We start from the raw sequence: 24,106 nt of genomic DNA on the forward strand, positions 1-24,106 counted from the left end.
CGGCGCAGGCCGGCGACGGCCGGGCGCGCGACTAGCTCGTGGCGGCGTGCCTGCCACTGGTGTACACGATCGTGCGGCGCGCGCTGGCGGGGCACCCGGCCGCGGTCGACGACGTCGTGCAGGACACGATGCTGCGCGCCCTGCGGCAGCTGACCTCGCTGCGCGAGCCGGAGAGCCTGCGCGCCTGGCTGGCGGCGATCGCGGTCCGGCAGGCCGGTACCTATCTGCATCGCGAGCGCGTCGCGGCCGGGCGCACCGCGACGCTGAACGACCTCGACGGCGTGCCCGACGCCGACGACTTCGAGGATCTCACCATGCTGCGGCTGGAGCTGTCCGGGCAGCGCCGGCAGGTGGGGCGCGCGGTCGGCTGGCTGGAACCCGGCGACCGCGTGCTGTGGTCGCTGTGGTGGCTTCGTCGAGGCCATCGGCGGTTAGGGCCGGTACTTCCGCTCCTGGACCGCCACGAGCCTCACCGGCGCCTGGACCGCGCTCGCCGCGACCGAGTCCAACCCGTTCGCCGGGAAGAGCAACGTCACCTTCCCCGGCGGGGCGTGGACCAACGACATCAGCCACGGCGAGATGGTCCGCGCGAGCAACGACCAGACGCTGACCATCAGCCCCTGCCGGATGCAGTACGTCTACCAGGGCCGCGACCCCGGCTCCGGCGGCGACTACGGCGAGCTGTCGTACCGGATGGGCCTGCTCACCCAGACCAACTCCACCTGCTGAACGGGGCCGGACCGAGACCGGGCGCTCCCGCTTTCGTGGCGGCGGGGGCGCCCTCGCGGCCAAGAGATTCGAAGAAGTCATGAACTGTGATTGTTCACATGATGGAATGTTTGACGAGTCAGCTATGTTGTAGCCCGCGAGGACCGGGGACCAGACGGGTCGCCGGGAACGGGCGAAGGCGGGCGTTCGAGATGCAGTTCGGAGTGTTCACCGTCGGTGATGTCACCCAGGACCCCACCAACGGGCGGGTGCCGACGGACGCGGAGCGCGTCAAGGCGATGATGACCATCGCGCTCAAGGCCGAGGAGGTCGGGCTCGACGTCTTCGCGCTGGGCGAGCACCACAATCCGCCGTTCGTGCCCTCGTCGCCGACCACCATGCTCGGCTGGATCGCGGCGCGCACGAGCCGGCTGCGGCTGTCCACCGCGACCACGCTGATCACGACCAACGACCCGGTCAAGATCGCCGAGGACTATGCGATGCTGCAGCACCTGGCCGACGGCCGGGTGGACCTCATGATGGGGCGCGGGAACACCGGGCCGGTGTACCCCTGGTTCGGCCAGGACATCCGCAACGGCATCGCCCTCGCCGTCGAGAACTACGCGCTGCTGCGCCGCCTGTGGCGCGAGGACGTCGTGGACTGGGAGGGCAACTTCCGCACGCCGCTGCAGGGCTTCACGGCCACGCCGCGGCCGCTGGACGGGGTGCCGCCGTTCGTGTGGCACGGCTCGATCCGCAGCCCGGAGATCGCCGAGCAGGCCGCGTACTACGGCGACGGCTTCTTCGCCAACCACATCTTCTGGCCCAAGGAGCACACGCAGCGCATGGTCGAGCTCTACCGGCGCCGCTTCGAGCATTACGGCCACGGCTCGGCGGACCAGGCCATCGTCGGCCTCGGCGGGCAGGTGTTCATGCGCAAGAACTCGCAGGACGCGAAGAACGAGTTCCGGCCGTACTTCGACAACGCGCCGGTCTACGGGCACGGGCCGTCGCTGGAGGACTTCACCGCGCAGACCCCGCTGACCGTCGGCAGCCCGCAGGAGGTCATCGACCGCACGCTGAGCTTCCGCGAGTACGTCGGCGACTACCAGCGCCAGCTGTTCCTCCTCGACCACGCCGGGCTGCCGCTCAAGACGGTGCTGGAGCAGCTGGACATTCTCGGCGAGGAGGTCGTGCCGGTGCTGCGCAAGGAGTTCGCGATCGGCCGCCCGGCGCACGTGCCGGACGCCCCGACGCACGAGTCCCTGAAGGCCGCCCTCGCCCAGAAGGCGGACGCATGACCATCAAGCGCTCGATCGTCGCGGTCGCCGCGGGCCTGAGCCAGCCGTCGTCCACGCGGATGCTGGCCGACCGGCTCGCGGCCGCCGTGCGGCAGAAGCTCGATGGCGAGATCACGGTGCGGGTGTTCGAGCTGCGCGACGTGGCGCACGACATCACCGACCACCTGCTGACGGGCTTCCCGTCGCCGGCGCTGAAGGAGGTCATCGACGCGGTCGCCGCGGCCGACGGCCTGATCGCCGTGTCGCCGATCTTCAACGCGTCGTACAGCGGGCTGTTCAAGTCGTTCTTCGACGTGCTCGGCGACGACGTGCTGCGCGACAAGCCGGTCCTGCTCGGCGCGACCGGCGGCACCGCGCGGCACTCCCTCGCCCTGGAGCACGCACTGCGGCCGATGTTCGCCTACCTGCACGCGGTGGTGGCGCCGACGGCGGTCTTCGCCGCCACCGAGGACTGGGCGGCCGGGGGCCGCGACACCCGAGACACCCGGGACACGCTGCACGAGCGGATCGCCCGGGCGGGCGCCGAGCTGGCCGCCCTGGTGGCCGCCCGCGAGCCGGTCACGGTCAAGGACCCGTTCGAGCTGACCACCTCGTTCGAGGACCTGCTGGGCGGTCAGGGCCGTTCGGTCACGAACGACCTTCGCCTGTAGTCATGATCCACACGGGGAGGTCGTCGACCGTCAGGTGCTCGGCGACCTCGAAGCCCGCCGAGCGGTAGACGTCGACGTTGCGCGGGTTGGACGTCTCCAGGTAGGCGGGCAGCCCGTCGGCCGCCGCGCGCGCCAGCCCGGCGGCCATGACCGTCCGGCCCAGGCGCCGGCCGCGGTGGTCCGGGTGGGAGGCGAGCACGCCGAGGTACCAGTGCGGAAACCTCGGCATCCGCCGGTGCACCACCGCCTGGTAGCGGCCGAACCGGCCGTCCTGCGCCCGGTCTGGCTCGTCGAGGCTTCGCGCGGACCGACCCAGACCAGGCGGCGCCCAGTCTGGCTCGTCGAGGCTTCGCGGTGACCGACCCGGACCAGGCGGTGGCGGATGCCCGGCCCTGTCCCCCGCGGGCGAGCGTGGCGGGTCCCACATGGCGACGGCCGCGCCGCCGTCGGCGATCCACACCGTGCCGTGCCCGACCCGCAGGTCGAACAGGTGGCCCGCCATCGCGGCGGCCTCGGCTGGGTAGGTCTCGTCGTCGGGCAGGAACCACCGCACGGCGGGGTCGGCGGCGAACGCGGCCACGAAGGTCGCGACCGCCGCGTCCCGGTCGGCCGGCGTGGCGACGCGGATGCTGGGCTGGCTCACTGATGAGGTCACTTTCGACAGGTATGCGTCGATGGCGTCGCGGTTGCGGGACAGGCACGCGATCCGGGAGTCCATGCGGTCGCGCTCGTGCCGCAGCAGCTCGACCACCTCCGGCCCGGCGCCGGAGATCGTGATGCTACAAGGATTGTCCAGGCAGGGCAGCACGTTTTTGATCAGGCGGGTGGGCAGACCGGCCTCGAGCAGGCCGCGGATCTGCTGGACCCGGTCGACGAGGTGCTCGCCGTAGTCGCGGTAGCCGTTGTCCAGCCGGGCCGGGGTCAGCAGGCCCTGCTCCTCGTAGTACCGCAACAGCCGGGCCGGGGTGCCGGTGCGGGCCGACAGCTCGCCGATGCGCATGTGACGTGCCTCCCACGCGTTGACCTTCACACTAGTGTGAAGGTCCGAGGATGGCGAGCATGCCCCTCGTCGTCCTGTCCGCGGCCCAGTTCCTGCTCGCCCTGGACTACTCGATCGTGTACGTCGCGCTGCCAGGAATCGCCCGCGACCTGCGCCTCGACCTGTCCGCCGCGCAGTGGGTGGTGAGCGCCTACGCGGTACCGTTCGCCGGCTTCCTGCTGCTCGGCGGCCGGCTCGCCGACCGGGTCGGCGCGGGCCGGCTGTTCCTGGCCGCGACCGTGCTGTTCGGCGCGGCGAGCGCGGCCGGCGGCGTGGCCGGCGACGGCGCGACGCTGCTGGCCGCCCGGGGCGCGCAGGGGATCGCCGCGGCGCTGCTGCAGCCGGCGATCCTGGGGCTGATCGGCGCGCGGTTCCCGGCCGGTCCGGCCCGCACCCGGGCGCTGTCGGTGTGGGGCGCGGTCGGGGCGTCCGGGCTGGCCGCGGGCGTGGTGCTGGGCGGGGCCCTCACGCGGTACAGCTGGCGCTGGACCTTCCTCGTCAACATCCCGGTGACCGTGGCCTGCGCGGCCGGCGCCGCGGTGTGGCTGCTCTCCGCCGCCCGGGCGCGCCCCGAACCGATCCCCCTGGCCGCCTCGCTGCTGGGTACCGGCGCCTCGTTCGGCGCGGTCCTCGGGCTGACCCTCGGCGGGGCCCGGGGCTGGACCGACCCGGCGACCATCGGCACGCTCGCCGCGGCCGGGGCGCTCGCCGCGGCCTTCCTCGTGACGCGGCGCCCGGCGGCCCGGCCGGCGTCGCTGCGCGTGGGGGCGGCCGCCGCCGCGCTGTACATGGCGAGCGTCGGCTCGGAGTTCTACGTCGTGACGCTGATGCTGCAGGATCGCGACGGCTACTCGCCGCTGCGCGCGGGCCTGGCGTTCCTGCCCCTGGCGGCGCTCGTCACGCTCGGCAGCTCGCTCACCGATCGCCTCGTGCGCCGCCTCGGCGCGACCCGCACGCTCGGCTCGGGGTTCGCGCTCGCCGCGCTGGGCCTGGCGTGGCTGGCCCTCGCCGCGGGCCGGGGCTACCTCGCCGGGGTGCTGCCCGGCCTGCTGGTCAGCGGCCTGGCGCACGGCATCGTCTACACGTCGATGTTCAACGTGGGCGGGCGGGACGTGCCGGCCGACGAGCAGTCCTCGGCCGGCGCCGTCATGACCACCGCGCAGTACCTGGCCGGCGCCGTCACGGTGGCGGTGCTGACCCTGCCCCTGCACGGCGGCGCCTACGCCACCGCCTTCTGGTGCACGACCGCCGCGGCGGTCGCCGGAGCGCTGGTGGCGCTCCGGCGACCCCGAGCAGCTCGACAAGACCGTTAAGCCGTGTGTTCCTTCTTGTCGCCGGCCCACTCGACGTGGAAGACGCCGTCGCGGTCGGTGCGGCGGTAGGTGTGCGCGCCGAAGTTGTCGCGCAGGCCCTGGATCAGCGAGGCGGGCAGGCGCTGCGCGCGCAGGCCGTCGAAGTACGCCAGCGACGACGAGAACGCCGGGGTCGGGATCCCCGCCTGGGCCGCGGCCACGACGACCCGCCGCCAGCTGGGCACGCCGGCGTTGACGGCCTCGGCGAAGTACGGCGCCACCATGAGGCTCTTCAGGCCCGGGTTCTCGTCGTAGGCCTCGCGGATGCGGTTGAGGAACCGGGCCCGGATGATGCAGCCGCCGCGCCAGATCGAGGAGACCTTGCCGCGGTCGATGTCCCAGCCGTACTCCTCGCTGCCGGCCTGGATGTGGTCGAAGCCCTGCGCGTAGGCGACGATCTTCGACGCGTAGAGGGCGGCGCGCACATCCTCGACGAACCGGTCCCGGTCGGTGATCTCCAGGCCCGCGACCTCGGTGCCGAACGCCTCGCGGGCGGCGGCGCGCTGGTCGGCGTGGCCGGACAGCGACCGGGCGAACGTGGCCTCGGCGATGCCGGTGATCGGCACGCCCAGGTCGAGCGCGCTCTGCACGGTCCAGCGGCCGGTGCCCTTCTGCTCGGCCTGGTCCAGCACGATGTCGACGAACGCCTTGTCGGTGTCGTCGTCCACGTGGGCGAGCACGTCGGCGGTGATCTCGATGAGGAAGGACTCGAGGTCGCCGGTGTTCCACGTGCGGAAGATGTCCGCGATCTCCGCCGGGGTGGCGCCCAGGCCGGCCCGCAGCAGGTCGTACGCCTCGGCGATCAGCTGCATGTCGGCGTACTCGATGCCGTTGTGGACCATCTTGACGAAGTGCCCGGCGCCGTCGGGGCCGATGTGCGTGCAGCACGGGGTGCCGTCGACCTTCGCCGAGATCTTCTCGAACATGGGGCCGAGGGTCTGGTACGACTCGGGGGAACCGCCCGGCATGATGCTCGGGCCCAGCAGGGCGCCCTCCTCGCCGCCCGACACGCCGGTGCCGACGAAGTGCAGCCCGTGCCCGCGCAGGGCCTGCTCGCGGCGGCGGGTGTCGGCGAAGTGGGCGTTGCCGGCGTCGACGATCATGTCGCCCTCCTCCAGGAGGGGGACGAGCTCGTCGATCACGGCGTCGGTGGGGCCGCCGGCCTTGACCATGATGATGACGGCCCGCGGGCGGGCCAGCGAGGCGACGAAGTCGGCCATGGACTCGCTCGGCACGAACGTGCCCTCGTGCCCGAACTCGTCCACCAGGCGGCGGGTGCGCTCGTAGGAGCGGTTGTGCACGGCGACGGTGTAACCGTTGCGGGCCAGGTTCCGGGCCAGGTTGCGGCCCATCACGGCCAGGCCGGTCACGCCGATCTGTGCCAGGTCGGACATCTGCGATGCACCTCATCCACTCGAGCTGAATCTCGCCCCGGCCCGGACGACCACAACCCCGTGATCACGGTACGAAGCGCGCGTCGGACCAGGCTACTCGCCTACTGTCCCGCCTCCCCACGGCGCAGGTGGCCGGTTCCAGCCATCAGGACGGGCGCAGCAGGTGCTTGCGCATGCGCCGCGCTTACCCGCCGCGAGGGTGCGGTCAAACAATCCGCCTCAGCGGGCGCGCACGCCGTCCAGGGCCACGGCGAGCACCCGCTCGCGCTGGGCGTCGTCGACGTACCCTCCGGCGGTGAGCCCGGAGATGAGGCGCAGCAGGTCGTCGGAGCTCACGTCCCGGCGGGCGACGCCGGCCTCCTGCGCCCGGGTGAGCAGCCGGTCGGCCGCCTCGTACATGACGTCGCGGGCGCCGCGGATCATCTCGGAGTCGCGGTTGATCTCCTCGTAGATGGCGCGCTTCGTCGCGACGTACCCGACGAACCGCTGCAGCCACATGGCGAGCGCGTCCCACGGCGCCAGCCCGGCGACGTCGTCGGCGGCGCGGCACAGCGCCCCGATCTCGTCCATGTAGACGGCGTCGAACAGGTCGCGCCGGGTGGGGAAGTTGCGGTACAGCGTGCCGATGCCGACGCCGGCCCGGCGCGCGATCTCCTCCAGCGACGCCCCGGTGCCGTGCTCAGCGAAGGCCTCGCGCGCGGCCGCGATCAGCGCGTCGAAGTTGCGCCGCGCGTCCGCCCGCTGCGGCCGCCGCGCACCCGCCTGCGTCTGCATGACACCGTCACCTTATATCGGAGGTACTCCTCCACTTTACCACCTCCCCACGGCTCAGTTGGCGCCCGGGGCGATGACCCAGGCCGGGTACCGCGCGGCGAACTCCGCCAGCCGGTCGTCCCGGGCGGCGGCGAACAGCTCCGCGGTGGTGGCGTCGAGGCTCTCGTAGTCGCGCCCGTCGCGCTGCTCGGTGCGGTACCGCACACCGTTGGTGCGCAGCAGCGTGAGATCGCCCGGGCCGATCGCGCGCAGCCGGACGATCCAGTCGGTGACCGAGGCCCCGTTGCCGTCGAAGGTGAGCGAGTCCCCGACGGCGCTCAGCGCACGGTTGAGCGCGATCGCGTTGGCGATCACCCCGGCCGAGGTGATCTTCTCCGCGAGCGCGCGCGGGAGCTGCTGCTGGTGGCGCTGGCGGCCGTAGTCGCCGTCGGGGATGAGCTCTCGCTGGCGCACGTAGTCCAGGGCCTCCCAGCCGGCGAAGTGCCGGCAGCCGACGTGGTACACCTGGGCCCGCACCCCGGTGATCTTCTCCGGCCGGAACGAGGGCGGGATCAGGCGGTACGGCGGGGTCTCCCGCCCCTGCGCGTCCCACCCGACGCGCACCGAGGTGGTCTCCTCGTCCACGCACAGCTCGACCCCGCCGACGGCGTCCACGACCTTGCGCCGGTGCCGTGGCCGGGTATCGCCACCCGGGTGTCGCGGGGCAGCGAGATGAGGTACGCCCGGTCGCCCACCTCCGTCACGTGCACCACGATGACCGTGTCGGCGCGCGAGGTCGCCGGTCCTCCTCCGGCCGGGCGTCGAGGCCGGCGAGCAGGATGTTACGGCCCGGCTCGGCATCCAGCCCCGCGGTGCGGCCGGCGCCGGGGGCGACCGGCCCGGCCGGCACGCGCGGCGCGGACTCGATGGTGATCTGCCGGGGCGGGCCCGAGCGGTCCCGGCCGGTGTCGCCGAGCAGGTCCGCCTGATCCACCGTGCCGGCATAGTGCTGCCAGGTCAGGGTGCCGCCGAGCGTGACGGACAGCACGACGGCGGCCGCGACGAGCCACGCCTTCACGAGTGTCCGATCGGCGCGTGCCTGGCCGACTTGAGCCGGGTTCCGTCGTCCCGGTACCCGTACCGGTGGCGCAGCGGCACGGTGACGGCGCCGGTGAGGTAGCGGTGCCGGGGTGCCATCGCCGTCGCCCACTCGTCGTCCAGGCGCAGCGGCACCGGCCCGGAGCGCAGGCGCATCGGGTTGCCCGACACCTGGTGGGTGCGCGGCACCACCACCTCGCCGCGCTCACCCACCGGCGGCTTGGCCGCGGGCACGCCGCCGAGGTCGGTGATCGCGCGCAGCGTGCCCTCGGGGTCGGCGACCAGGTCCTCGTACCAGAAGTGCAGGTACGGCAGCCCGGACCGGCGCGCGATCCGCCCGGTGGCGAGGTTCCAGGCCGACCAGTACAGCGCCGTGAAGCCGGGGTGCATGCGCGGCATCCGGGCGCCGCCCGGGGCGTCGGGGTCGTGGCGGTGCCGCTGTCGACCACCGCCCGCGCGCCGCTGACGGCCGCGACCGCGCGGTAGAGGCGCTCGAGCGTCTCGTAGTACCACAGCAGCCGGTCCGCGTCCGGCGGGCTGGCCGGCCTGAGCGGCAGCCCCGGCAGGTGCCGGGTGCGGAACCGGCGCGAGGCGGCGTCGAGGGCCCGCACGGTCCCGTCGTCCGGCATGCCCCCGAAGGCCTCGCCGAGCACCCGGCGCCAGAACTCGCAGGAGCGCAGCGGCGTGCCGCAGCTGCACCGCCGGTTCTGCAGCAGCCCCCGCTCCCACAGGAACTTGATCTCGCCGACCCCGACAAGGCCGGGCACCCGGGCCAGCAGGCTCTCCGCGAGCGTGCTGCCGCTGCGCCCCCAGCCGGCGAGGTACAGCACGCGGGTCGTCGGACTCGGGTCGCTGCGCACCCTTAGGAAACATACGACATGTCCGCTTAGTTACTGATTTCCGCAGGTACGGGCGGGTGAGCGCGACCCAGGACACATGTGTTCTGTCACGTTCGGCGTAGCAGTGGACCGCCGCGGGGCGGATGATCGGGGCTCCATCGATGTCCCAACGATGCAGTCCCGGGCCGGCGGGACGGCCCCATCCGCCAAGACCGAGCCGCCCCGCTGCTCCCCTCCCCGCGCAAGCGCTCAGTGAGGAGCCAGTCCATCATGTCGCATGACACGCTCACCAGGTCCGTCGTTTTCGCCGTGACGCTCGCGGCGCTCTTCGTCGGCCACTCCCTCGGCGACCACATCGCGCAGACCGACCACCAGGCGGCACTGAAGTCCGGCACGGGCGCCGCCGCGTGGCGGGCCCTGGCCGGGCACCTGATCGGGTACCACCTCACCGTGACCGCCGTGCTGCTGCTCACCGCCGCGGCGCTGCGGCTGCCGCTCTCCCCGCTGGGCGTGTGCGCGGGCCTGGCGTTCTCCGCGGCGACGCACGGCCTGCTGGACCGCCGCTGGCCGGTGCGGGCGGTGCTGCGGGCGACCCGCTCGCCGGAGTTCGCCGAGACGACCTCTCCGATTTCCGGGATGTACGCCGCGGACCAGTCCCTGCACCACCTCGCCCTGCTCGGCACCGCCCTGCTGATCGCCGCCTTGTAGCAGCACCCGCGCCTTTCGGCACTCACCGTTATTTCACGAAATGTCGCATAAGTCCGGTCGCGGAGCGGCCGGACTTATGCAGCTTCACGCCCAGCACCGCCGCCGTCGAGCGACAGTGAGCGGGGGCACAGTTGAACGCGTTCAGATTTACGCCTACCTTGTTGTTGAACACGTTCAAGCTCTCCCCCGGAGGCTGGAGATGGACCTCAAGCTCGGCACCTACCTGCTGTACCTGCTGGTCAGCATCGTGCTCACGGTGTGGGTCGCGCGGACCCTGCTCAAGAACGGGCAGGTGTTCCTCGACGACGCGTTCGAGGACGAACGCCTCGCCCACTCCGTCAACCACCTGCTCGTCGTCGGGTTCTACCTGCTCAACCTCGGCTACGTCGCGGTCGCGCTGAAGATCGGCCAGCCGATCCTGGACGGCAGCGAGGCGATGGAAGCCCTCGCCATGAAGATCGGGCTCGTGCTGCTCGTGCTCGGCGGCATGCACTTCTTCAACCTGTTCGTCCTGAGCCGGTTCCGCCGCCGCCGGATGCTCGAGAAGGCCGCCCCGCCCGTCGCGCCGGCACGGATGCTGGGCCCCGGCATGCCGCTCCCGGTGGGTCCGGTCCCGGTGGCGCCGTACCCGGTGGCCCCGATGCGAGCGGCCGCCCCGCCGCCCCCCGCTCCCGGCCGCGGCCCGGCCCGTCCCGCGCCGGACGACCTCGAACCACCTCGATGATCACCCGGCTGACCGTGCTGTACGACGCGAGCTGTGGACTGTGCCGCACGGCACGGGCCTGGCTCGCGGCGCGGTCGCAGATCGTCCCGCTGGAGTTCGTCGCAGCGGGCTCAGACGAGGCGCGCCGCCGGTATCCGGCGCTCGACCCGGCCGAGACCCTCGCCGACATCACGGTGGTCGCCGACGACGGCGGCGTGTACACCGGCGACGCGGCCTGGCTCATGTGCCTGTGGGCGCTGGATGGATATCGGGGGCTGGCGGCGCGCCTCGCCCAGCCGCACCTGCGGCCGCTCGCCCGGCAGGTGGCCGCCTCGGCCGGCTCGCTGCGTCAGGCCCTGCGCAGCAAGGACTTCGCGCAGGGCTGGGACGTGGGCTGGGACGACGGCTGGGCCGCGGGACGCAGGACAGGCGGCAGATATCGTCAGGACTGTGGTGGAACCTGCGACGCCTGACATGAGCACCGGACCGGACCGGACCTCCGAGCGCGGCGAGCAGACCAAACGGTTGATCGTCGACACGGCGGTCCGGTTGTTCCGCGACCAGGGCTACGACAAGACCACGATGCGCGGGATCGCCCAGGCGGCGGGGCTGTCGGTGGGCAACGCCTACTACTACTTCCCGTCCAAGGACCACCTGGTCCAGGAGTTCTACGCCACGGTGCAGGCGGACACCGCCGCCGCCTGCGCCGATCGGCTGGCCCGGCCCGGGCCGTTCGACGAGCGGCTGCGGGTGGCGTTCGGCGCGATGGTCGAGACGATGGCGCCGTACCACGCCTTCGCCGGCAAGTTCATCAAGATCGCCGTGGAGCCGGGGTCGCCGCTCAGCCCGTTCAGCGCCGAGTCGGCCCCCGCCCGCGAGCGCTCGATCGGCACCCTGCGCGACGTCGTCGAGGGCTCCACCACGAAGATCGACCCCGAGCTGCGCGTCGACCTGCCCGAGCTGCTGTGGCTGTGCCAGATGGGCATCACGCTGTACTGGGTGCACGACTCCTCCCCCGGCCAGGAGAAGACCACGCTGCTGGTCGACCGCGCGGTGCCGCTCATCGACCGGCTGGTCTCGCTGGCCAGAATGCCCGTGCTGCGCTCGCTCAACCGCGAGGCCCTGAAGTTGTACCGCATGTTGCGCTGATGGTCACCCCCGTAGTCGGACGGTAACCATTTGTTCAGCGTCAGCGTCAGCGTCAGCGTTCGCCGATCGACGGATCCTGGGGTAGCGTCGGCTCGCATGGCGACCTTGCAGGGCGTTCGCACGGCCGCCGACCACGACGCGGTCATCACCGAGATCGAGCAGGCCGAGGGCTACATTGCATCGATCTGCTTCAAAACCGGTCCACCCGCGGCGGTCGGTGTCGAACTCGAGTTCACCGTTCACGAACGCGACGATCCCTCCGCTACTCTGGATCGTGACCGGCTCTGTCAGGCGCTCGGTGACCATGCACCGGCGACCCTCCGGGCCGACAGCCCGGCGCTCCCGCTGCGACACGGCGGCAGCGTCACCCTCGAACCCGGCGGCCAGGTGGAGATCTCCAGCCGGCCGCACGCCTCGCTGGCCGACCTCCACGCGGCCGTCGGCGCCGAAATCGAGCAGCTCACCGCGATGTTCGCGGGGGCCGGGCTCATCCTCGGCGAGACCGGCGTAGACCCGCACCGCACGCCGCGACGATTACTCTCCACCCCCCGGTACGACGCGATGGAGGCCGCGTTCGACCGTCGGGGCATGTCCGGAAAAATCATGATGTGCTCGACGGCGGGCCTGCAGGTCTGCCTCGACTCCGGCCCGGCGCCGGAGCTGGCCGTGCGCTGGGCCGCCGTACACGCGGTCGGACCCCCGCTGCTGGCGCTGTTCGCCAACTCGGGGCGCTTCGCCGGGCGCGACACCGGCTGGGCCTCCGCCCGGCAGCGGGCCTGGCGCGGCATCGACCCGTCCCGCACCCGGCAGGTCCGCACCGGCGCGGACCCCGCCGCCGCGTGGGCCCGCTACGCGCTGGACGCGGCGCTGCTGTGCGTCCGCCGCCCGGACGGAGCCTGGGACACCCCCGCGGGGGTGACGTTCGCGGACTGGATCCGTGGCGCACTGGGCCCGAGACCGACGTACGCCGACCTCGACTACCACCTCAGCACCCTCTTCCCGCCGGTCCGCCCGCGCGGGTACCTGGAGATCCGCTACCTCGACACCCAGCCCGGGCGCGGCTGGTTCGCGCCCGTGGCGCTGCTGCACGCCCTGCTCGCCGACCTGGCCACCGTCACGCGGGTCCTCGAGCTGTGCGCGGCGGCCGCCGGGCGCTGGGTGCAGGCGGCCCGCGACGGCATGGCCGATCCGATCCTGGCCGGCGCGGCCAGGGCCGTTCGCGAAATCGCCCTGGAGCGGCTGGACCTGCCGCCGCTCCTGCTCGACGACGTCGTCGAAGGGAGTACACGCAATGGCTGACCTGAGGGAACGCGTCGCGCGGGAGCTGGAGCGGTCCCGCCGCAGATCCGCCGGGCTGACCGAGGCCGTGGACGACGGCGACCTGGTCAGGCAACACTCGCCGCTGATGTCGCCGCTGGTCTGGGACCTGGCGCACATCGGCAACCAGGAGGAGCTGTGGCTGGTGCGCGACGTCGGCGGCCGCGACCCGGTCCGCGCGGACATCGACCACCTCTACGACGCCTTCAAGCACCCGCGCAAGGACCGGCCGGCGCTGCCGCTGCTCGGGCCGAAGGAGGCGCGGGCCTACGTCGCGACCGTGCGCGACAAGGCGCTCGACGTGCTGGAACGGGTACACCTGGAGGGCAGGAGGCTCACCGAGGACGGCTTCGCCTTCGGCATGATCGTCCAGCACGAGCAGCAGCACGACGAGACCATGCTGGCCACGCACCAGCTGCGGGCCGGCACCCCGGTGCTGTCCGCGCCCCCGCCACCACCGTCCACTGTGGACGTCGGCGGCGAGGTGCTGGTGCCCGGCGGGCCGTTCACGATGGGCACGTCGACCGAGCCGTGGGCGCTGGACAACGAGCGGCCGGCGCACGTGGTCGACGTGCCGGCGTACTACATCGACGCGGCCCCGGTCACCAATGCGCAGTACGCCGAGTTCATCGACGCCGGCGGCGCCCCGCCGCTGCACTGGGTGCGCGACCCCGGTGGGTGGCTCGCCACCGAGTTCGGCCGCACCGCGCCGATCGTGCCCGGCGCGCCGGTGGTGCACGTGTCGTTCCACGAGGCGAGCGCCTACGCGGCGTGGGCCGGCCGGCGGCTGCCGACCGAGGCGGAGTGGGAGAAGGCGGCACGGTGGGACCCGGCCAGCGGCCGCTCGCGCCGATACCCGTGGGGCGACGCCGATCCCGGCCCGCAGCACGCGAACCTCGGCCAGCGGCACCTGTCCCCCGCACCCGTCGGCGCCTACCCGGCGGGCGCCTCGCCGCTGGGCGTGCACCAGCTCATCGGCGACGTGTGGGAGTGGGTCGACAGCGACTTCGCCGGCTACCCGGGGTTCACCGCGTTCCCGTACCGCGAGTACTCGGAGGTGTTTTTCGGCCCCGAGTACAAGGTGCTGCGCGGCGGCTCGTTCGGCACCGACGCGGCCGCGTGCCGGGGCACGTTCCGCAACTGGGACTACCCGATCCGGCGGCAGATCTTCAGCGGCTTCCGGACCGCGCGCGACGCGCGCCCCGGGGAGTCCGCCTAGTGTGCCGCCACGTGGCGTACCTGGGCCCCCCGATCCCCCTGGCCGAACTGCTGTTCACGCCGCCGCACTCGCTGTCCCGGCAGTCCTGGGCGCCCCTGGACATGCGCGGCGGCGGCACCATCAACGCCGACGGCTTCGGCATCGGGTGGTTCGAGGACCCGAAGAGCGAGGAGCCCATACGGTACCGCCGGGAAAGTCCACTGTGGAGCGACGCCGGACTGCCGGCGCTGGCCGCGGCGGCCCGCTCCGGCGCGATCCTGGCCGCGGTGCGCTCGGCGACCGTCGGCATGCCCGTCACCGAGTCGGCGGCCGCCCCGTTCACCGCGGGCCGCTGGCTGTTCAGCCACAACGGGGTGATCGCGGGCTGGCCGGACAGCGTGGCCGGCGTCGCCCGCGGGCTGCCGGTGCGCGACCTGCTGACACTGGAGGCGCCGACCGACAGCGCACTGCTGTGGACGCTCGTGCGCGCCCACCTGCGCGCCGGCGACCCGCCGGCGACGGCGCTGTCGGCGGTCGTGGCGCGGGTGAGCGCCGCGGCGCCCGGCTCGCGCCTCAACCTGCTGCTCACCGACGGCGAGACCATCGCGGCGACGGCCTGCGGCCACTCGCTGTCCTACCTCGCGCGCGATACGTCCACTGTGGATGCGAGCGTGCTCGTCGCCTCCGAGCCGCTCTTCGGCCACCACGGCTGGATCCCCGTCCCCGACCGTGCACTGCTCGTCGCGAACCCGGCGTCCGCGACCATCACAGCGATGGAAGGTGTTGCACCGTGACTGTGCCGGATCTCGATCTCGACGTATACCTGACCGACGAAGACCTCGCCGCCGCCCTGCGCGAGGACGCCCGCACCGGACTCACCGCGACGCCGAAGTGGCTGCCGCCGAAGTACTTCTACGACGCCCGCGGCAGCGCGCTGTTCGAGGAGATCACGCGGCTGCCGGAGTACTACCCGACCCGCGCGGAGCGCGAGATCCTCGCCGACCGGGCCGGCGCCATCGCCCGCGTCACCGGCGCCAAGGTCCTGGTGGAGCTCGGCTCCGGCTCGTCGGAGAAGACCCGCCTGCTGCTCGACGCGCTGCGCGAGCACGGCACGCTGGGCTCGTTCGTCCCGCTGGACGTCTCGGGCGCGGCGCTGCGCGACGCGCTCGGCCAGCTGCACGCGGAGTACCCGGACCTGCACCTGCACGGCATCGTCGCCGACTTCGTCAACCACCTGGAGGTCCTGCCGGAGTCCGGCACCCGCCTGGTGGCGTTCCTGGGCGGCACGATCGGCAACTTCACGCCGGCGGAGCGGACCCCGTTCCTCGCCACGCTGCGCGCCCGGCTCTCCCCGGGCGAGTGGCTGCTGCTGGGCGCCGACCTGGTGAAGGACCCGGCGGTCCTGGTACCCGCGTACGACGACGCGGCGGGGGTGACGGCGCAGTTCAACCGCAACGTGCTGCACGTGCTCAACCGCGAGCTGGGCGCGGACTTCGACCCCGGCTCCTTCGCCCACGTGGCATTGTGGGACGAGGCCGACGAGTGGATCGAGATGCGCCTCCGGGCGACGCGGCCGATGACGGTACGCGTGACGGGCCTGGACCTCGACGTGCCCTTCGCCGGCGGCGAGGAGCTGCGCACCGAGGTGTCGGCCAAGTTCCGCCGCGACGGCCTGACCGCCGAGCTCGCGACGGCCGGCTTCGCGGTGCGCGACTGGTGGACGGACCGCGCCGGCCGGTTCGCCCTGACCCTGGCCGCGGCCGTGTAGCGCCCTCGGCGACGCGCGGGGTTTCCGTGATCACGGAGTGAACGTGCCGCTCCTTGTCCATCTCCACTCCGTGATCACGGCGAACGCGTCAGCATGCGCCGGCCGAGCGCAGCCGCAGCCGGTTCGCGGCCGCGGCGGCGTTGTGGCGCTGGCGGTCGGCGTCGGCGGCGAGCGCCTCGGCGCCGTCGTCGGTCAGGCGGTAGTACCGCCGGCTCCGGCCGTCCACGACCTCGGCCCCCTCCGGTTCGACGAGCCCCTCGGCGGTCAGCCGCTCCAGCGCCGCGTACAGCGTCCCCGCCGGCAGCACGACCCGGCCGCCGGAGAGCTCCGCGACCTCCCGGATCACGGCGTACCCGTGCAGCGCCCGCACCGCTAGCGCGGTCAGGATCAGGAAGGTCGGCTCCCGCATCGGGGTCATGCCGACCAACCTAAAAATGATCTCTGTACCCGTCAAGAAGCCCGGGGCCTGCTCCTGCGCGGCGCGGTGCCGGGGCGATCGGCGCGACGTCCATCCGCGGCGCGGGGGCGGCGCGCCTCGGAACATGCTCCGACGGCTGGTACGCCGCGGGCGGGTGGGGCTGGTACGACTCCGGTCCGCCGAACTGGCGCGCGGCCGGGTGCGGCCGGGGCGGCGGCAGGTGGACCGGCCGGGCCGAGCGCGCCGCGACGCGGCGCACCGTGCCGATCACGCCCCGGACGAGCAAGACGGGCGGCGCCAGCAGCACGAGGGCGTTGATGATGATCGTGCCGCCGAACATCAGGAGCTTGGCCGCGTGCAACCACGCTATGCGAGGAGATTGTCGCGCCTTGTCAGCAGATCGGCCGGCCCGGCGGTACGACCTGGGGACGCGTCGGAAATCTGTCGCGCGCCTCACCCCGGCGAGGGCGGTGCGTGGTCGGGGGATCCATCGGGTACACAATGGTGCATGACCGCCGCGCCCCCCGTCGTCGCCGATCGTTACCGCCTCCTCGAGTCCCTTGGCGCCGGCGGCATGGGGCGGGTGTGGCGCGCCCGCGACGAGACGCTGCACCGCGACGTCGCCGTCAAGCAGATCGTCCTGCCGCCGGAACTGCTCGACAGCGCGCGGGACGTGGCCATGGAGCGCACGCTGCGCGAGGCGCGGGCGGCGGCGCGGCTCAGCCACCCCAACGTGGTGCGCGTGTACGACGTGCTGGCGGCCGCGGGGCAGCCGTGGCTGGTGATGGAGTACGTCCCGTCCCGCTCCCTGGACCAGGTGATCCGCAACGACGGCCCGCTGGAGCCGCGCCGGGTCGCCGAGATCGGGCTCGCCGTCCTCGACGCGCTGCGGGCCGCGCACCGGGCGGGCGTCGACCATCGCGACATCAAGCCGGGCAACGTGCTGCTCGCCGACGACGGGCGGGTCGTGCTGACGGACTTCGGCATCGCCCGGGTCGAGGGCGAGGGCCACGTCACGCGCACCGGGCTGGTGCTCGGCTCGCCGGAGTTCATCGCCCCGGAGCGGGCGCGGGAGGGAGTCGCCGGCCCGGCGGGCGATCTGTGGTCGCTGGGCGCCACGCTGTACACGGCGGTCGAGGGCCGCTCGCCGTTCGGCCGCGGCTCGGCGATGGAGACGCTGACCGCGCTCGCCTCGGAGGAGGCGGACCCGCCGCAGCGCGCGGGCGCGCTCGCCCCGGCGCTGCGGGCCCTGCTGCGCAAGGATCCGAAGACGCGGGCCGACTTCGCACAGACCGAGGAGCTGCTGCGCCGGGCGCTGGTCCGCAGCGAGGCCCCGAAGCGCCGCCTGTCGTGGCTGGGCGGCTGGGGCCGCGGCGGCGCGGAGCCGGTCACGCCGGTCCTGCCGGCGCAGCGCGCACCGCTGACGAAGCCGGAGCCGCCCGCACCACCGGTCGCGCCACCGCCCACGGAAGCCGAGCCGGTCGCGGACGCCGAGCTGCCCGCGGACACCGAATCGTTCGCGGACGCCGAACCGATCGCAGACACCGAACCGGTCGCAGACGCCGAGCCAGCCGTGCAGGAGGCGGCCGCGATGCTGGCGCCCCCTGAGCCCGAACCCGCGCCTCAGCCCGAACCTGAACCTCAGCCCGAGCCCGAAGCCGAGGCGTCCGCGATCCTGGCGCCCCCTGAGCCCGAGCCTGAACCGCAGCCCGAGCTCCAAGCCGAGCCTGAGCCGGTGGTCGCGGTCGACGCCGAGCAGGGCACGGTCGTCGTGCCGAGGACGCCGTTGCGCAAGCCCGAAGCCAGGACCCCGGTCAAGGTGGCGGCGCCGGACATCATCGAGTCGCCGCCGAGCGCTACCACCCCCGAACAGCGCCGGCGCCGGCTCGTCCTCGGCGGCGTGGGCGCCCTGCTCGTCGCGGCGCTGCTGGTCTGGCTGGCGGTGGGCACCGATGGCGGCGACGACCCTCAGTCGAAGGGCTCCGACGTGACGCAGACGACCGCGGCCGCCGAGGTCCCCGCCCCGACCGGCCCGAGCGCCTCCCCGAGCGCGGCCGCCCCCGGCGACCCGCGACCGTCGTCGCCGCCCCCGCCCACCGGCACGACGGAGCGCAGCCTGCCCCCGCTGCCGCAGGGCTGGATCGACTACCACGACCCGAGCGGCTTCTCGGTGTACGTGCCCGCCGGCTGGCGGCAGTCGAAGGACGGCTCGATCGTGTACTTCCGCGGCAACGGCCGCACGCTGGGCATCGACCAGTCCGACCACCCGAACCCCGACCCGGTCGCCGACTGGCGCGGGCAGGAGCAGTCCCGCGTGGGCCACGGCGACTTCCGCAACTACAAGCAGGTCCGCCTCGAGCCGGTCGACTACTTTATCAAGGCCGCCGACTGGGAGTTCACGTTCGACGGCAGCTCGACGAGGCAACACGTCAACAACCGCGGCGTGGTCGCCACCCAGAACAAGGCGTACGGCTTCTGGTGGCAGACCTCGGACTCGGAATGGGCCGCCGCCCGGCCGGACCTGCAGCTCGTCTTCGACAGCTTCCGCCCGGCCCAGTAGCCCGCGCGTAGCGCGGGACGGCCGGCCCGGCGGCGCGGCGCCGGAGCCACTCGATGGGGGCCCGCCGCAGGATTCGATCACGGCCGGCGCCGCCGCCGGACTATCGTGGCCGGATGTGGCAACCCGACGAGCCGGGCGTGCTCCGGCTGCCGTCCGGCCGGCTGATCCGCGGGCGTGGGCTGCGCCGGCCACCCGCCGAGGTGGATCCGCAGTACGGCCTGTATCTGCTCGGTAAGCCGCCGCCCGACCCCGGGTGGCCGTACGCGTGGTTGCGCTGGCCCGATTTCCGCCTGCCCGCGGACCGGACGGCGGCCGCGGCCGCGTTCGCGGAGGCGCTGCGGCGGGCCGGCGACGAGCGGGTGGAGGTCGCCTGCCACGGCGGCCGGGGCCGCACCGGCACGGCCCTGGCCTGCATCGCGGTCCTCGACGGCGTGCCGGCGGGCGAGGCGGTCGCGTACGTCCGCCGCCACTATCACCCGCACGCCGTCGAGACGCCGTGGCAGAGGCGCTACGTGGAACGGTTCAGTTCGCGGCCTTGAGCAGCGCGTCCATCGTGTCCGGGCCGAAGGCGCCGCCGATGAAGGAGGCCACCCGGGCCAGCGGCATGCTCGCCATCAGGCTGAACATCTCCGGGTCGGCGGCCGACTGCGCCATCGTGCCCCCGCCGGCCGCGGCCATCGCGGCGAACGCCTCGGTGAGGGCCTGCGCGCCGCGCGGGTCGGCGAACCACTCGGCGATCGTCGACTCGGCGGTCAGCGCCCGGCGCTCGTCGTCGCCGGCGACCGCGACGGTCGCCTCCACGCGCAGGTCGCGCGAGGACGCGCCGACGGCGACCGTGTACTCGCCGGCCTCGACCACCCAGCGGCCGAGGTCGACGTCCCAGTACGCCAGGTCGGCCGGCTCGACCGTCAGCACCACCTCGGCCGACTCCCCCGCGGCCAGCGGCACGTTCGCGAACGCCTTGAGCTCGCGGGGCGCGCGGCGCACCCGCGAGGCGCCCAGCGAGGTGTAGACCTGCACGACCTCGCGGCCGTCGCGCGGGCCGGTGTTGGCGACCGTGACCCGCACCTCGAGCCCACCGTCCACCGTGGACACCGAGAGGCCGGAATAGGCGAACGTGGTGTAGGACAGGCCGAAGCCGAACGGGTAGGCGACGTCCTGCTCGCGGGCGTCGAAGCCGCGGTACCCCACGTGGATGCCCTCGCCGTAGCGCACGTGGCCCTGCTCGCCCGGGAAGTCGAGGTGGGATGGGTGGTCGGCGAGGCGCAGCGGGATCGTCTCGGTGAGCCGGCCGGAGGGGTTGACCACGCCGAAGAGCACGTCGGCGATCGCCCCGCCGCCGGCCTGGCCCAGCAGCCAGCCCTCGACGAGCGCGGGCACGGCGGCGTCCCACGGCGCGGTGCGCACCACGGCGCCGTTGGACAGCACGACGATCGTGCGCGGGTTGGCCGCGGCGACCCGCTCGATCAGCGTCAGGTGCGCGGCGGGCAGCTCGAGCGAGGTGCGGTCCGAGCCCTCGGTCTCCTCCTCGGAGCCGGCGAAGACGATGGCGACCGAGGACTCGCGGGCCAGGGCCGCTGCCGCGTCGGGGTCGTCGTAGCCGGGCGCGAAGCGCACGGTCCCGGTGGCCTGCGCGGTGATCTCGTCCAGCGCGTTGTCCAGGCGCGTCGGGTTGATGAGCGAAGAGCCGCCGCCCTGGTACCGCGGGGTGCGCGCCTGCTCGCCGATGACCGCTATGGAGGACTCGTCCGGCGACAGGGGCAGCAGCCCGCCCTCGTTCTTGAGCAGCACGATCCCCCGGCCGGCGACCTCGCGGGCGAGGGCGTGGTGCGCGTCGGCGTCGTAGGTGGAGCTCGGCACGACATTCGCGAGCGCCCGCCGTACCAACGACTCCACGCGAGTGGCGGCGGTCTCCAGCGCCGCCGCGGGCAGCGACCCGTCGCGGACCGCGGCGGCCAGCGCCCGGTCGCCGACATCGTCCGGGCCGGGCATGGTCAGGTCGAGGCCGGCGCGCACCGCCTCGACGCGGTCGACGACCGCGCCCCAGTCGGAGACGAGCACGCCCTCGTAGCCCCACTCGTCGCGCAGCACCTCGGTGAGCAGCCAGCGGTTCTGGCTGGCGTAGACGCCGTTGATCCGGTTGTACGAGCACATGACGGTCCACGGCCGGGCGCGCCGGACGACCCGCTGGAAGGCGCGCAGGTACAGCTCCCGCAGCGTGCGCTCGTCCACGTCGGCGCTGACCCGCATGCGGTCGGTCTCCTGGCTGTTGATCGCGAAGTGCTTGAGCGAGGCGCCGACGCCGCGGCTCTGCAGGCCGGCGACCCACTCGGTGGCCAGCACGCCGGTGAGGATCGGGTCCTCGGAGAAGTACTCGAAGTTGCGCCCGCCCAGCGGCGTGCGCTTGAGGTTGATGCCCGGGCCGAGCAGCACGGCGACGTCCATGGCGCGGCACTCGTCGCCCAGCGCCTCGCCGACCCGGCGGATCAGCTGCGGGTCCCAGGTGGAGCCCATCGCCACGGCGGGCGGGAAGCAGGTGGACGGCTCGCTCGCCAGCAGGTCGAGGCCCTCGCCGACGACCTGCTTGCGCACGCCGTGCGGGCCGTCGGTGACCATCGCCGCGGGCACGCCGGCGACCGCCTTGGTGTGCCAGAAGTCGGCGCCGCTGGTGAGCGCGGCCTGCTCCTCGATCTCCATGACGGCGGCCCCTTACCGAGTACTTAGTAGGTAGTAACTAAGGCGTAACATAGACCCGCGAGACTCGCCGGACAAGGGGAGGTGGCACGGATGGCACGGCGCGAACGGTCGCGGCTGCCGGCGGAGCAGCGCCGCCGGCAGATCATCGAGGCCGCCACCGCGCTGGTCGCCGAGCGCGGCTTCTGGGGCCTTTCGATGCAGGACGTCGCCGACGAGTGCGGGCTCACCGTGCCGGGGCTGCTGCACCACGTCGGCTCGAAGGACGGGCTGCTCGTCGCCGTGCTCGAGCACCGCGACGCCGAGGACCGCCGCTCGATCGGCGAGCCGCCACCCGCGGGCCTGCGCGAGCTGTGCGCGGCGCTGGTGCGCCGCAACGCCACCCAGCCGGAGATCGTGCGCCTCTTCGCGGTGCTGGCCGCGGAGTCGCTCACCCCGGACCATCCGGCGCACGACTACTTCGCGGCCCGCCAGCGCGGCGTGCTCGACTCCCTGACCACGCTCGCGAAGCCGGTCTCCGAGCGCCCCGAGGTCCTCGCCCGGCAGATCGTCGCCACCATGGACGGGCTGCAGCTGCTGTGGCTGCGCGCGCCCGGGGACGCCGACCTGGTCGCCATGTGGGAGGAGGCGGCGGAGGTGCTGTTCGCCGGCTTGGCCGGGTAAACAGGGCGGAAGACCGCGACGTCGCGGTCGCGCCGCCGGTCGGTCACGCCCTGAGCAGCGGGACGATCGCGTGCCGGGGCAGGTCGAGCAGGCGCGCGTCGAGGCGGTCCGGGCGGCCGATCGCCGCCGCCGCGCGGGCCTGTGCCTCGGCCCGGCCCAGCGCCGGGTCGGCGCGCAGCAGCGCCTCGCGCAGCACGTTGCCGGCCTTGCCGTGGGCGTGGGTGAGCAGCCACCCGGCGACGCTCGGCGTCGACCCCGGCGGGCGCAGGGTCGCCTCGACCGTCGCCTGCCGCGGCCCGGGGGTGCTGCGGCGCAGGCGCAGGTCGTACTTCGCGCCGACGAGCTCGCGCAGCGCCGCCTGGGCGGCCTCGTCGCGCAGGTCGGGATGGTTGTTGGGCACCAGCAGCGTCACCGACGGGGCGTTGAGCGCGAGCAGGACCCGGGCCAGCCACGGCCCGGGGTCGCCGGAGAGGTCGACGGTGACCTCCTCGGCGCCGAGCGGGCCGCCGCCGAGGATGCGGGCCGGGCCGCGCGCCGCGGCGCCCTCCAGGGACTGCCCGCCGTGCGTGTAGATGTTGGCCGAGCTGCCGGAGCCCGCCAGCCGGTCGAGGCGGCGGTCCAGGACATGCCAGGTGTTCGCGGTTGGGCGGCACACGTACAGGTCGCTGGCGCTGCCGACGGCCTGGGCGCCGTGGTAGCGGTTGAACGCCGGCAGCATCGCCTCGATGACGAGGTCGAGGTCGAGCACGGCGCGCTGCACCTTCAGGCCGAGCGCCGGGGTCAGCGGGCTGAATCCGTACGCCATGACCAGCCGGCCGTTGACCCGGTCGCGCAGCGCCTGCGCGCCCCGGCCGAGGAACAGCTGCACGCCCTCCGGGGTGTACGGCGGGTCGGTGAAGATCAGGTCCGCGCTGCCGGCGACCACCGGGGGCAGCCCGAAGCGCAGGTCGGCGTGGTAGCAGGCGATTCCGGCGCCCTGGCCGTCGATGTAGGCCAGCAGCCGCTCGTCGACATCGACGACGGTGATCTCGGCGTCGGGGCACGCCTTGCGCACGGCGAGCGAGGTCAGGTCGTGGTCGCCGACGCACACCAGCCGGGCGCCGGCCAGGTCATAGGTCTCCGCCAGCCAGTGCGCCCGGCGCCGCGCGGTCTCCGCGGTCGCCGAGACGTGGTCGAGCGCCTGGTCGGGGGCGGGGGCGGCGGCGATGAGCTCCGCCATCCCGGACACCTCCGGGGTGTGGTGCAGCGCGTCGGCGGCGAAACGTTCACGGTACGCCGGCCGGATCGACGGCAGGAGGGACAGTCGCCCGCCGCTGGAGCGCACGTGGGCCCCGGCCGCCCGCAGGAGCGCCTCGACCGTGCGCCGCGGGACCGCGAAGTCGCGGACGAGATCGTCGAGGGTCGCCGGCGGGTCCTCGGTGAGCCGGGCGATGATCTCGCGCAGGCGGCGCCCGGCGATCCCGGATTCCGAGACGACGGCGGCGACCAACTCGATCGGCTCGGCTTCCACCCGCGAACTTTAGCACCGCCCCATCAAGTTACCGATTGATCACCCAGCGCGACTCCGCAGTTAAAAGTTAACGAGGAGTAGCGGTGGGTGGGGCTTTCGATCTACGGAGCGCGAGATTTCCGGCGTGTTTCGCCCCTCGAAGTACAGGGTGGGAGCGAGGGTGGCGCTGAGGAATCGACTCTTGTCCAAACGTTGATAGATGTGTGATCGTCCTGGCATCGCTGCAAGTCGATGCGGACGGCAGGCCGGTCAAACGGCGCGCACCCCGGCCAACCAGACGCTTC

Annotated in this window: 24 protein-coding genes and 2 pseudogenes; 16 read left to right on the forward strand and 10 right to left on the reverse strand. The window is 73.5% G+C overall.

What is annotated here, in order from left to right:
- Positions 1-38 precede the first annotated feature (38 nt).
- The 4 genes and pseudogenes from ACGFI8_RS34820 to ACGFI8_RS34835 all read left to right on the forward strand — a co-directional run.
- Positions 39-227: pseudogene (locus ACGFI8_RS34820) on the forward strand (RNA polymerase sigma factor); the annotation flags it as partial.
- Positions 228-414: 187 nt separating this feature from the next.
- A pseudogene (locus tag ACGFI8_RS34825) lies at positions 415-729 on the forward strand (non-reducing end alpha-L-arabinofuranosidase family hydrolase); the annotation flags it as partial.
- A 191-nt stretch (positions 730-920) separates the two neighbouring features.
- On the forward strand, positions 921-2,009 hold the full coding sequence (locus ACGFI8_RS34830; RefSeq protein ID WP_392811115.1) for an LLM class flavin-dependent oxidoreductase: 1,089 nt from the start codon (positions 921-923) through the stop codon (positions 2,007-2,009).
- On the forward strand, positions 2,006-2,659 hold the full coding sequence (locus tag ACGFI8_RS34835) for an FMN reductase (protein WP_392811117.1): 654 nt from the start codon (positions 2,006-2,008) through the stop codon (positions 2,657-2,659). Before ACGFI8_RS34830 ends, ACGFI8_RS34835 begins: the two co-directional genes overlap by 4 nt.
- Here ACGFI8_RS34835 and ACGFI8_RS34840 read toward each other — a convergent pair.
- On the reverse strand, positions 2,637-3,659 hold the full coding sequence (locus tag ACGFI8_RS34840) for a GNAT family N-acetyltransferase (RefSeq protein ID WP_392811119.1): 1,023 nt from the start codon (positions 3,657-3,659) through the stop codon (positions 2,637-2,639). The two genes, ACGFI8_RS34835 and ACGFI8_RS34840, sit on opposite strands and share 23 nt — an antisense overlap.
- Positions 3,660-3,718: 59 nt before the next feature.
- Here ACGFI8_RS34840 and ACGFI8_RS34845 point away from each other — a divergent pair, with 59 nt between their 5' ends.
- Positions 3,719-5,011 carry an MFS transporter gene (locus ACGFI8_RS34845; protein ID WP_392811120.1) on the forward strand — a complete coding sequence of 431 codons (1,293 nt, stop codon included), beginning with the start codon at positions 3,719-3,721 and terminating at the stop codon, positions 5,009-5,011.
- Here the strand turns inward: ACGFI8_RS34845 and gndA are convergent.
- From gndA to ACGFI8_RS34870, 5 genes are all read right to left on the reverse strand, one after another.
- A complete protein-coding gene (gndA, locus tag ACGFI8_RS34850; RefSeq protein WP_392811121.1) occupies positions 5,008-6,444 on the reverse strand; it encodes an NADP-dependent phosphogluconate dehydrogenase in 1,437 nt (478 codons plus the stop codon). The two genes, ACGFI8_RS34845 and gndA, sit on opposite strands and share 4 nt — an antisense overlap.
- A gap of 219 nt (positions 6,445-6,663) precedes the next feature.
- Positions 6,664-7,218, reverse strand: a complete 555-nt coding sequence (locus ACGFI8_RS34855) for a TetR/AcrR family transcriptional regulator (RefSeq protein WP_392811123.1) — start codon at positions 7,216-7,218, stop codon at positions 6,664-6,666.
- Between the two features lie 54 nt (positions 7,219-7,272).
- Positions 7,273-7,872, reverse strand: a complete 600-nt coding sequence (locus ACGFI8_RS34860) for an LCP family protein (RefSeq protein ID WP_392811124.1) — start codon at positions 7,870-7,872, stop codon at positions 7,273-7,275.
- Positions 7,873-7,957: 85 nt separating this feature from the next.
- Positions 7,958-8,275: a hypothetical protein gene (locus ACGFI8_RS34865; RefSeq protein WP_392811126.1), complete on the reverse strand. Its 318-nt coding sequence runs from the start codon at positions 8,273-8,275 to the stop codon at positions 7,958-7,960.
- On the reverse strand, positions 8,272-8,694 hold the full coding sequence (locus ACGFI8_RS34870) for a hypothetical protein (RefSeq protein WP_392811128.1): 423 nt from the start codon (positions 8,692-8,694) through the stop codon (positions 8,272-8,274). Before ACGFI8_RS34870 ends, ACGFI8_RS34865 begins: the two co-directional genes overlap by 4 nt.
- A 710-nt stretch (positions 8,695-9,404) precedes the next feature.
- Here ACGFI8_RS34870 and ACGFI8_RS34875 point away from each other — a divergent pair.
- The 8 genes from ACGFI8_RS34875 to egtD all read left to right on the forward strand — a co-directional run bounded on the left by ACGFI8_RS34875 (position 9,405) and on the right by egtD (position 15,977).
- Positions 9,405-9,842 (forward strand): DUF3307 domain-containing protein, encoded by a 438-nt coding sequence (locus ACGFI8_RS34875; protein WP_392811130.1) that lies wholly within the window; start codon positions 9,405-9,407, stop codon positions 9,840-9,842.
- Positions 9,843-10,041: 199 nt separating this feature from the next.
- Positions 10,042-10,566, forward strand: coding sequence for a hypothetical protein (locus tag ACGFI8_RS34880; RefSeq protein ID WP_392811131.1), 525 nt, complete (start codon positions 10,042-10,044; stop codon positions 10,564-10,566).
- Positions 10,563-11,018, forward strand: a complete 456-nt coding sequence (locus ACGFI8_RS34885) for a thiol-disulfide oxidoreductase DCC family protein (RefSeq protein ID WP_392811133.1) — start codon at positions 10,563-10,565, stop codon at positions 11,016-11,018. Before ACGFI8_RS34880 ends, ACGFI8_RS34885 begins: the two co-directional genes overlap by 4 nt.
- Before the next feature lies 1 nt (position 11,019).
- The gene (locus tag ACGFI8_RS34890) at positions 11,020-11,694 is read left to right on the forward strand and encodes a TetR/AcrR family transcriptional regulator (RefSeq protein WP_392811134.1); all 675 of its coding nucleotides are present in this window, start codon (positions 11,020-11,022) and stop codon (positions 11,692-11,694) included.
- A 96-nt stretch (positions 11,695-11,790) separates the two neighbouring features.
- Positions 11,791-12,993, forward strand: a complete 1,203-nt coding sequence (egtA, locus tag ACGFI8_RS34895) for an ergothioneine biosynthesis glutamate--cysteine ligase EgtA (protein WP_392811137.1) — start codon at positions 11,791-11,793, stop codon at positions 12,991-12,993.
- Positions 12,986-14,230, forward strand: a complete 1,245-nt coding sequence (egtB, locus tag ACGFI8_RS34900; protein WP_392811138.1) for an ergothioneine biosynthesis protein EgtB — start codon at positions 12,986-12,988, stop codon at positions 14,228-14,230. The genes egtA and egtB overlap by 8 nt, the downstream gene beginning before the upstream one ends.
- The gene (egtC, locus tag ACGFI8_RS34905) at positions 14,230-15,003 is read left to right on the forward strand and encodes an ergothioneine biosynthesis protein EgtC (protein WP_392811140.1); all 774 of its coding nucleotides are present in this window, start codon (positions 14,230-14,232) and stop codon (positions 15,001-15,003) included. Before egtB ends, egtC begins: the two co-directional genes overlap by 1 nt.
- A 2-nt stretch (positions 15,004-15,005) precedes the next feature.
- Entirely contained in the window at positions 15,006-15,977 is a 972-nt protein-coding gene (gene egtD, locus ACGFI8_RS34910; protein ID WP_392811273.1) for an L-histidine N(alpha)-methyltransferase, read from the forward strand.
- 88 nt (positions 15,978-16,065) lie between these two features.
- Here the strand turns inward: egtD and ACGFI8_RS34915 are convergent, their stop codons facing one another.
- A complete protein-coding gene (locus ACGFI8_RS34915; RefSeq protein WP_392811141.1) occupies positions 16,066-16,395 on the reverse strand; it encodes a PadR family transcriptional regulator in 330 nt (109 codons plus the stop codon).
- 10 nt (positions 16,396-16,405) lie between these two features.
- Positions 16,406-16,756 (reverse strand): hypothetical protein, encoded by a 351-nt coding sequence (locus tag ACGFI8_RS34920; protein ID WP_392811143.1) that lies wholly within the window; start codon positions 16,754-16,756, stop codon positions 16,406-16,408.
- A gap of 147 nt (positions 16,757-16,903) precedes the next feature.
- Between ACGFI8_RS34920 and ACGFI8_RS34925 the strand changes: the two genes are divergently transcribed.
- The gene (locus tag ACGFI8_RS34925; protein ID WP_392811145.1) at positions 16,904-18,955 is read left to right on the forward strand and encodes a protein kinase; all 2,052 of its coding nucleotides are present in this window, start codon (positions 16,904-16,906) and stop codon (positions 18,953-18,955) included.
- Positions 18,956-19,068: 113 nt separating this feature from the next.
- Positions 19,069-19,494: a protein-tyrosine phosphatase family protein gene (locus tag ACGFI8_RS34930; RefSeq protein WP_392811146.1), complete on the forward strand. Its 426-nt coding sequence runs from the start codon at positions 19,069-19,071 to the stop codon at positions 19,492-19,494.
- Here ACGFI8_RS34930 and ACGFI8_RS34935 read toward each other — a convergent pair.
- Entirely contained in the window at positions 19,478-21,652 is a 2,175-nt protein-coding gene (locus ACGFI8_RS34935; RefSeq protein ID WP_392811147.1) for a glycoside hydrolase family 3 C-terminal domain-containing protein, read from the reverse strand. The genes ACGFI8_RS34930 and ACGFI8_RS34935 overlap by 17 nt on opposite strands.
- A gap of 90 nt (positions 21,653-21,742) precedes the next feature.
- Here ACGFI8_RS34935 and ACGFI8_RS34940 point away from each other — a divergent pair, with 90 nt between their 5' ends.
- Complete coding sequence (locus tag ACGFI8_RS34940) at positions 21,743-22,312, forward strand: TetR/AcrR family transcriptional regulator (protein ID WP_392811149.1); 570 nt, start codon at positions 21,743-21,745, stop codon at positions 22,310-22,312.
- 43 nt (positions 22,313-22,355) lie between these two features.
- Here the strand turns inward: ACGFI8_RS34940 and ACGFI8_RS34945 are convergent, their stop codons facing one another.
- Positions 22,356-23,822 (reverse strand): bis-aminopropyl spermidine synthase family protein, encoded by a 1,467-nt coding sequence (locus ACGFI8_RS34945; protein WP_392811151.1) that lies wholly within the window; start codon positions 23,820-23,822, stop codon positions 22,356-22,358.
- Positions 23,823-24,106: the final 284 nt, after the last annotated feature.

It is taken from the genome of Dactylosporangium sp. NPDC048998, assembly GCF_043197855.1.
GTDB lineage: Bacteria > Actinomycetota > Actinomycetes > Mycobacteriales > Micromonosporaceae > Dactylosporangium.

Coding starts and splice junctions, on each gene's coding strand:
- ACGFI8_RS34940 (WP_392811149.1), top strand. CDS start 21,743: ATGGCACGGCGCGAACGGTCGCGGCTGCCGGCGGAGCAGCGCCGCCGG.
- ACGFI8_RS34840 (WP_392811119.1), bottom strand. CDS start 3,659: ATGCGCATCGGCGAGCTGTCGGCCCGCACCGGCACCCCGGCCCGGCTG.
- ACGFI8_RS34855 (WP_392811123.1), bottom strand. CDS start 7,218: ATGCAGACGCAGGCGGGTGCGCGGCGGCCGCAGCGGGCGGACGCGCGG.
- ACGFI8_RS34845 (WP_392811120.1), top strand. CDS start 3,719: ATGCCCCTCGTCGTCCTGTCCGCGGCCCAGTTCCTGCTCGCCCTGGAC.
- egtA (WP_392811137.1), top strand. CDS start 11,791: ATGGCGACCTTGCAGGGCGTTCGCACGGCCGCCGACCACGACGCGGTC.
- ACGFI8_RS34870 (WP_392811128.1), bottom strand. CDS start 8,694: ATGCCGCGCATGCACCCCGGCTTCACGGCGCTGTACTGGTCGGCCTGG.
- ACGFI8_RS34835 (WP_392811117.1), top strand. CDS start 2,006: ATGACCATCAAGCGCTCGATCGTCGCGGTCGCCGCGGGCCTGAGCCAG.
- ACGFI8_RS34935 (WP_392811147.1), bottom strand. CDS start 21,652: ATGGAGATCGAGGAGCAGGCCGCGCTCACCAGCGGCGCCGACTTCTGG.
- egtB (WP_392811138.1), top strand. CDS start 12,986: ATGGCTGACCTGAGGGAACGCGTCGCGCGGGAGCTGGAGCGGTCCCGC.
- ACGFI8_RS34885 (WP_392811133.1), top strand. CDS start 10,563: ATGATCACCCGGCTGACCGTGCTGTACGACGCGAGCTGTGGACTGTGC.
- ACGFI8_RS34925 (WP_392811145.1), top strand. CDS start 16,904: ATGACCGCCGCGCCCCCCGTCGTCGCCGATCGTTACCGCCTCCTCGAG.
- ACGFI8_RS34875 (WP_392811130.1), top strand. CDS start 9,405: ATGTCGCATGACACGCTCACCAGGTCCGTCGTTTTCGCCGTGACGCTC.
- ACGFI8_RS34915 (WP_392811141.1), bottom strand. CDS start 16,395: ATGACCCCGATGCGGGAGCCGACCTTCCTGATCCTGACCGCGCTAGCG.
- ACGFI8_RS34930 (WP_392811146.1), top strand. CDS start 19,069: ATGTGGCAACCCGACGAGCCGGGCGTGCTCCGGCTGCCGTCCGGCCGG.
- gndA (WP_392811121.1), bottom strand. CDS start 6,444: ATGTCCGACCTGGCACAGATCGGCGTGACCGGCCTGGCCGTGATGGGC.
- ACGFI8_RS34880 (WP_392811131.1), top strand. CDS start 10,042: ATGGACCTCAAGCTCGGCACCTACCTGCTGTACCTGCTGGTCAGCATC.
- ACGFI8_RS34830 (WP_392811115.1), top strand. CDS start 921: ATGCAGTTCGGAGTGTTCACCGTCGGTGATGTCACCCAGGACCCCACC.
- ACGFI8_RS34890 (WP_392811134.1), top strand. CDS start 11,020: ATGAGCACCGGACCGGACCGGACCTCCGAGCGCGGCGAGCAGACCAAA.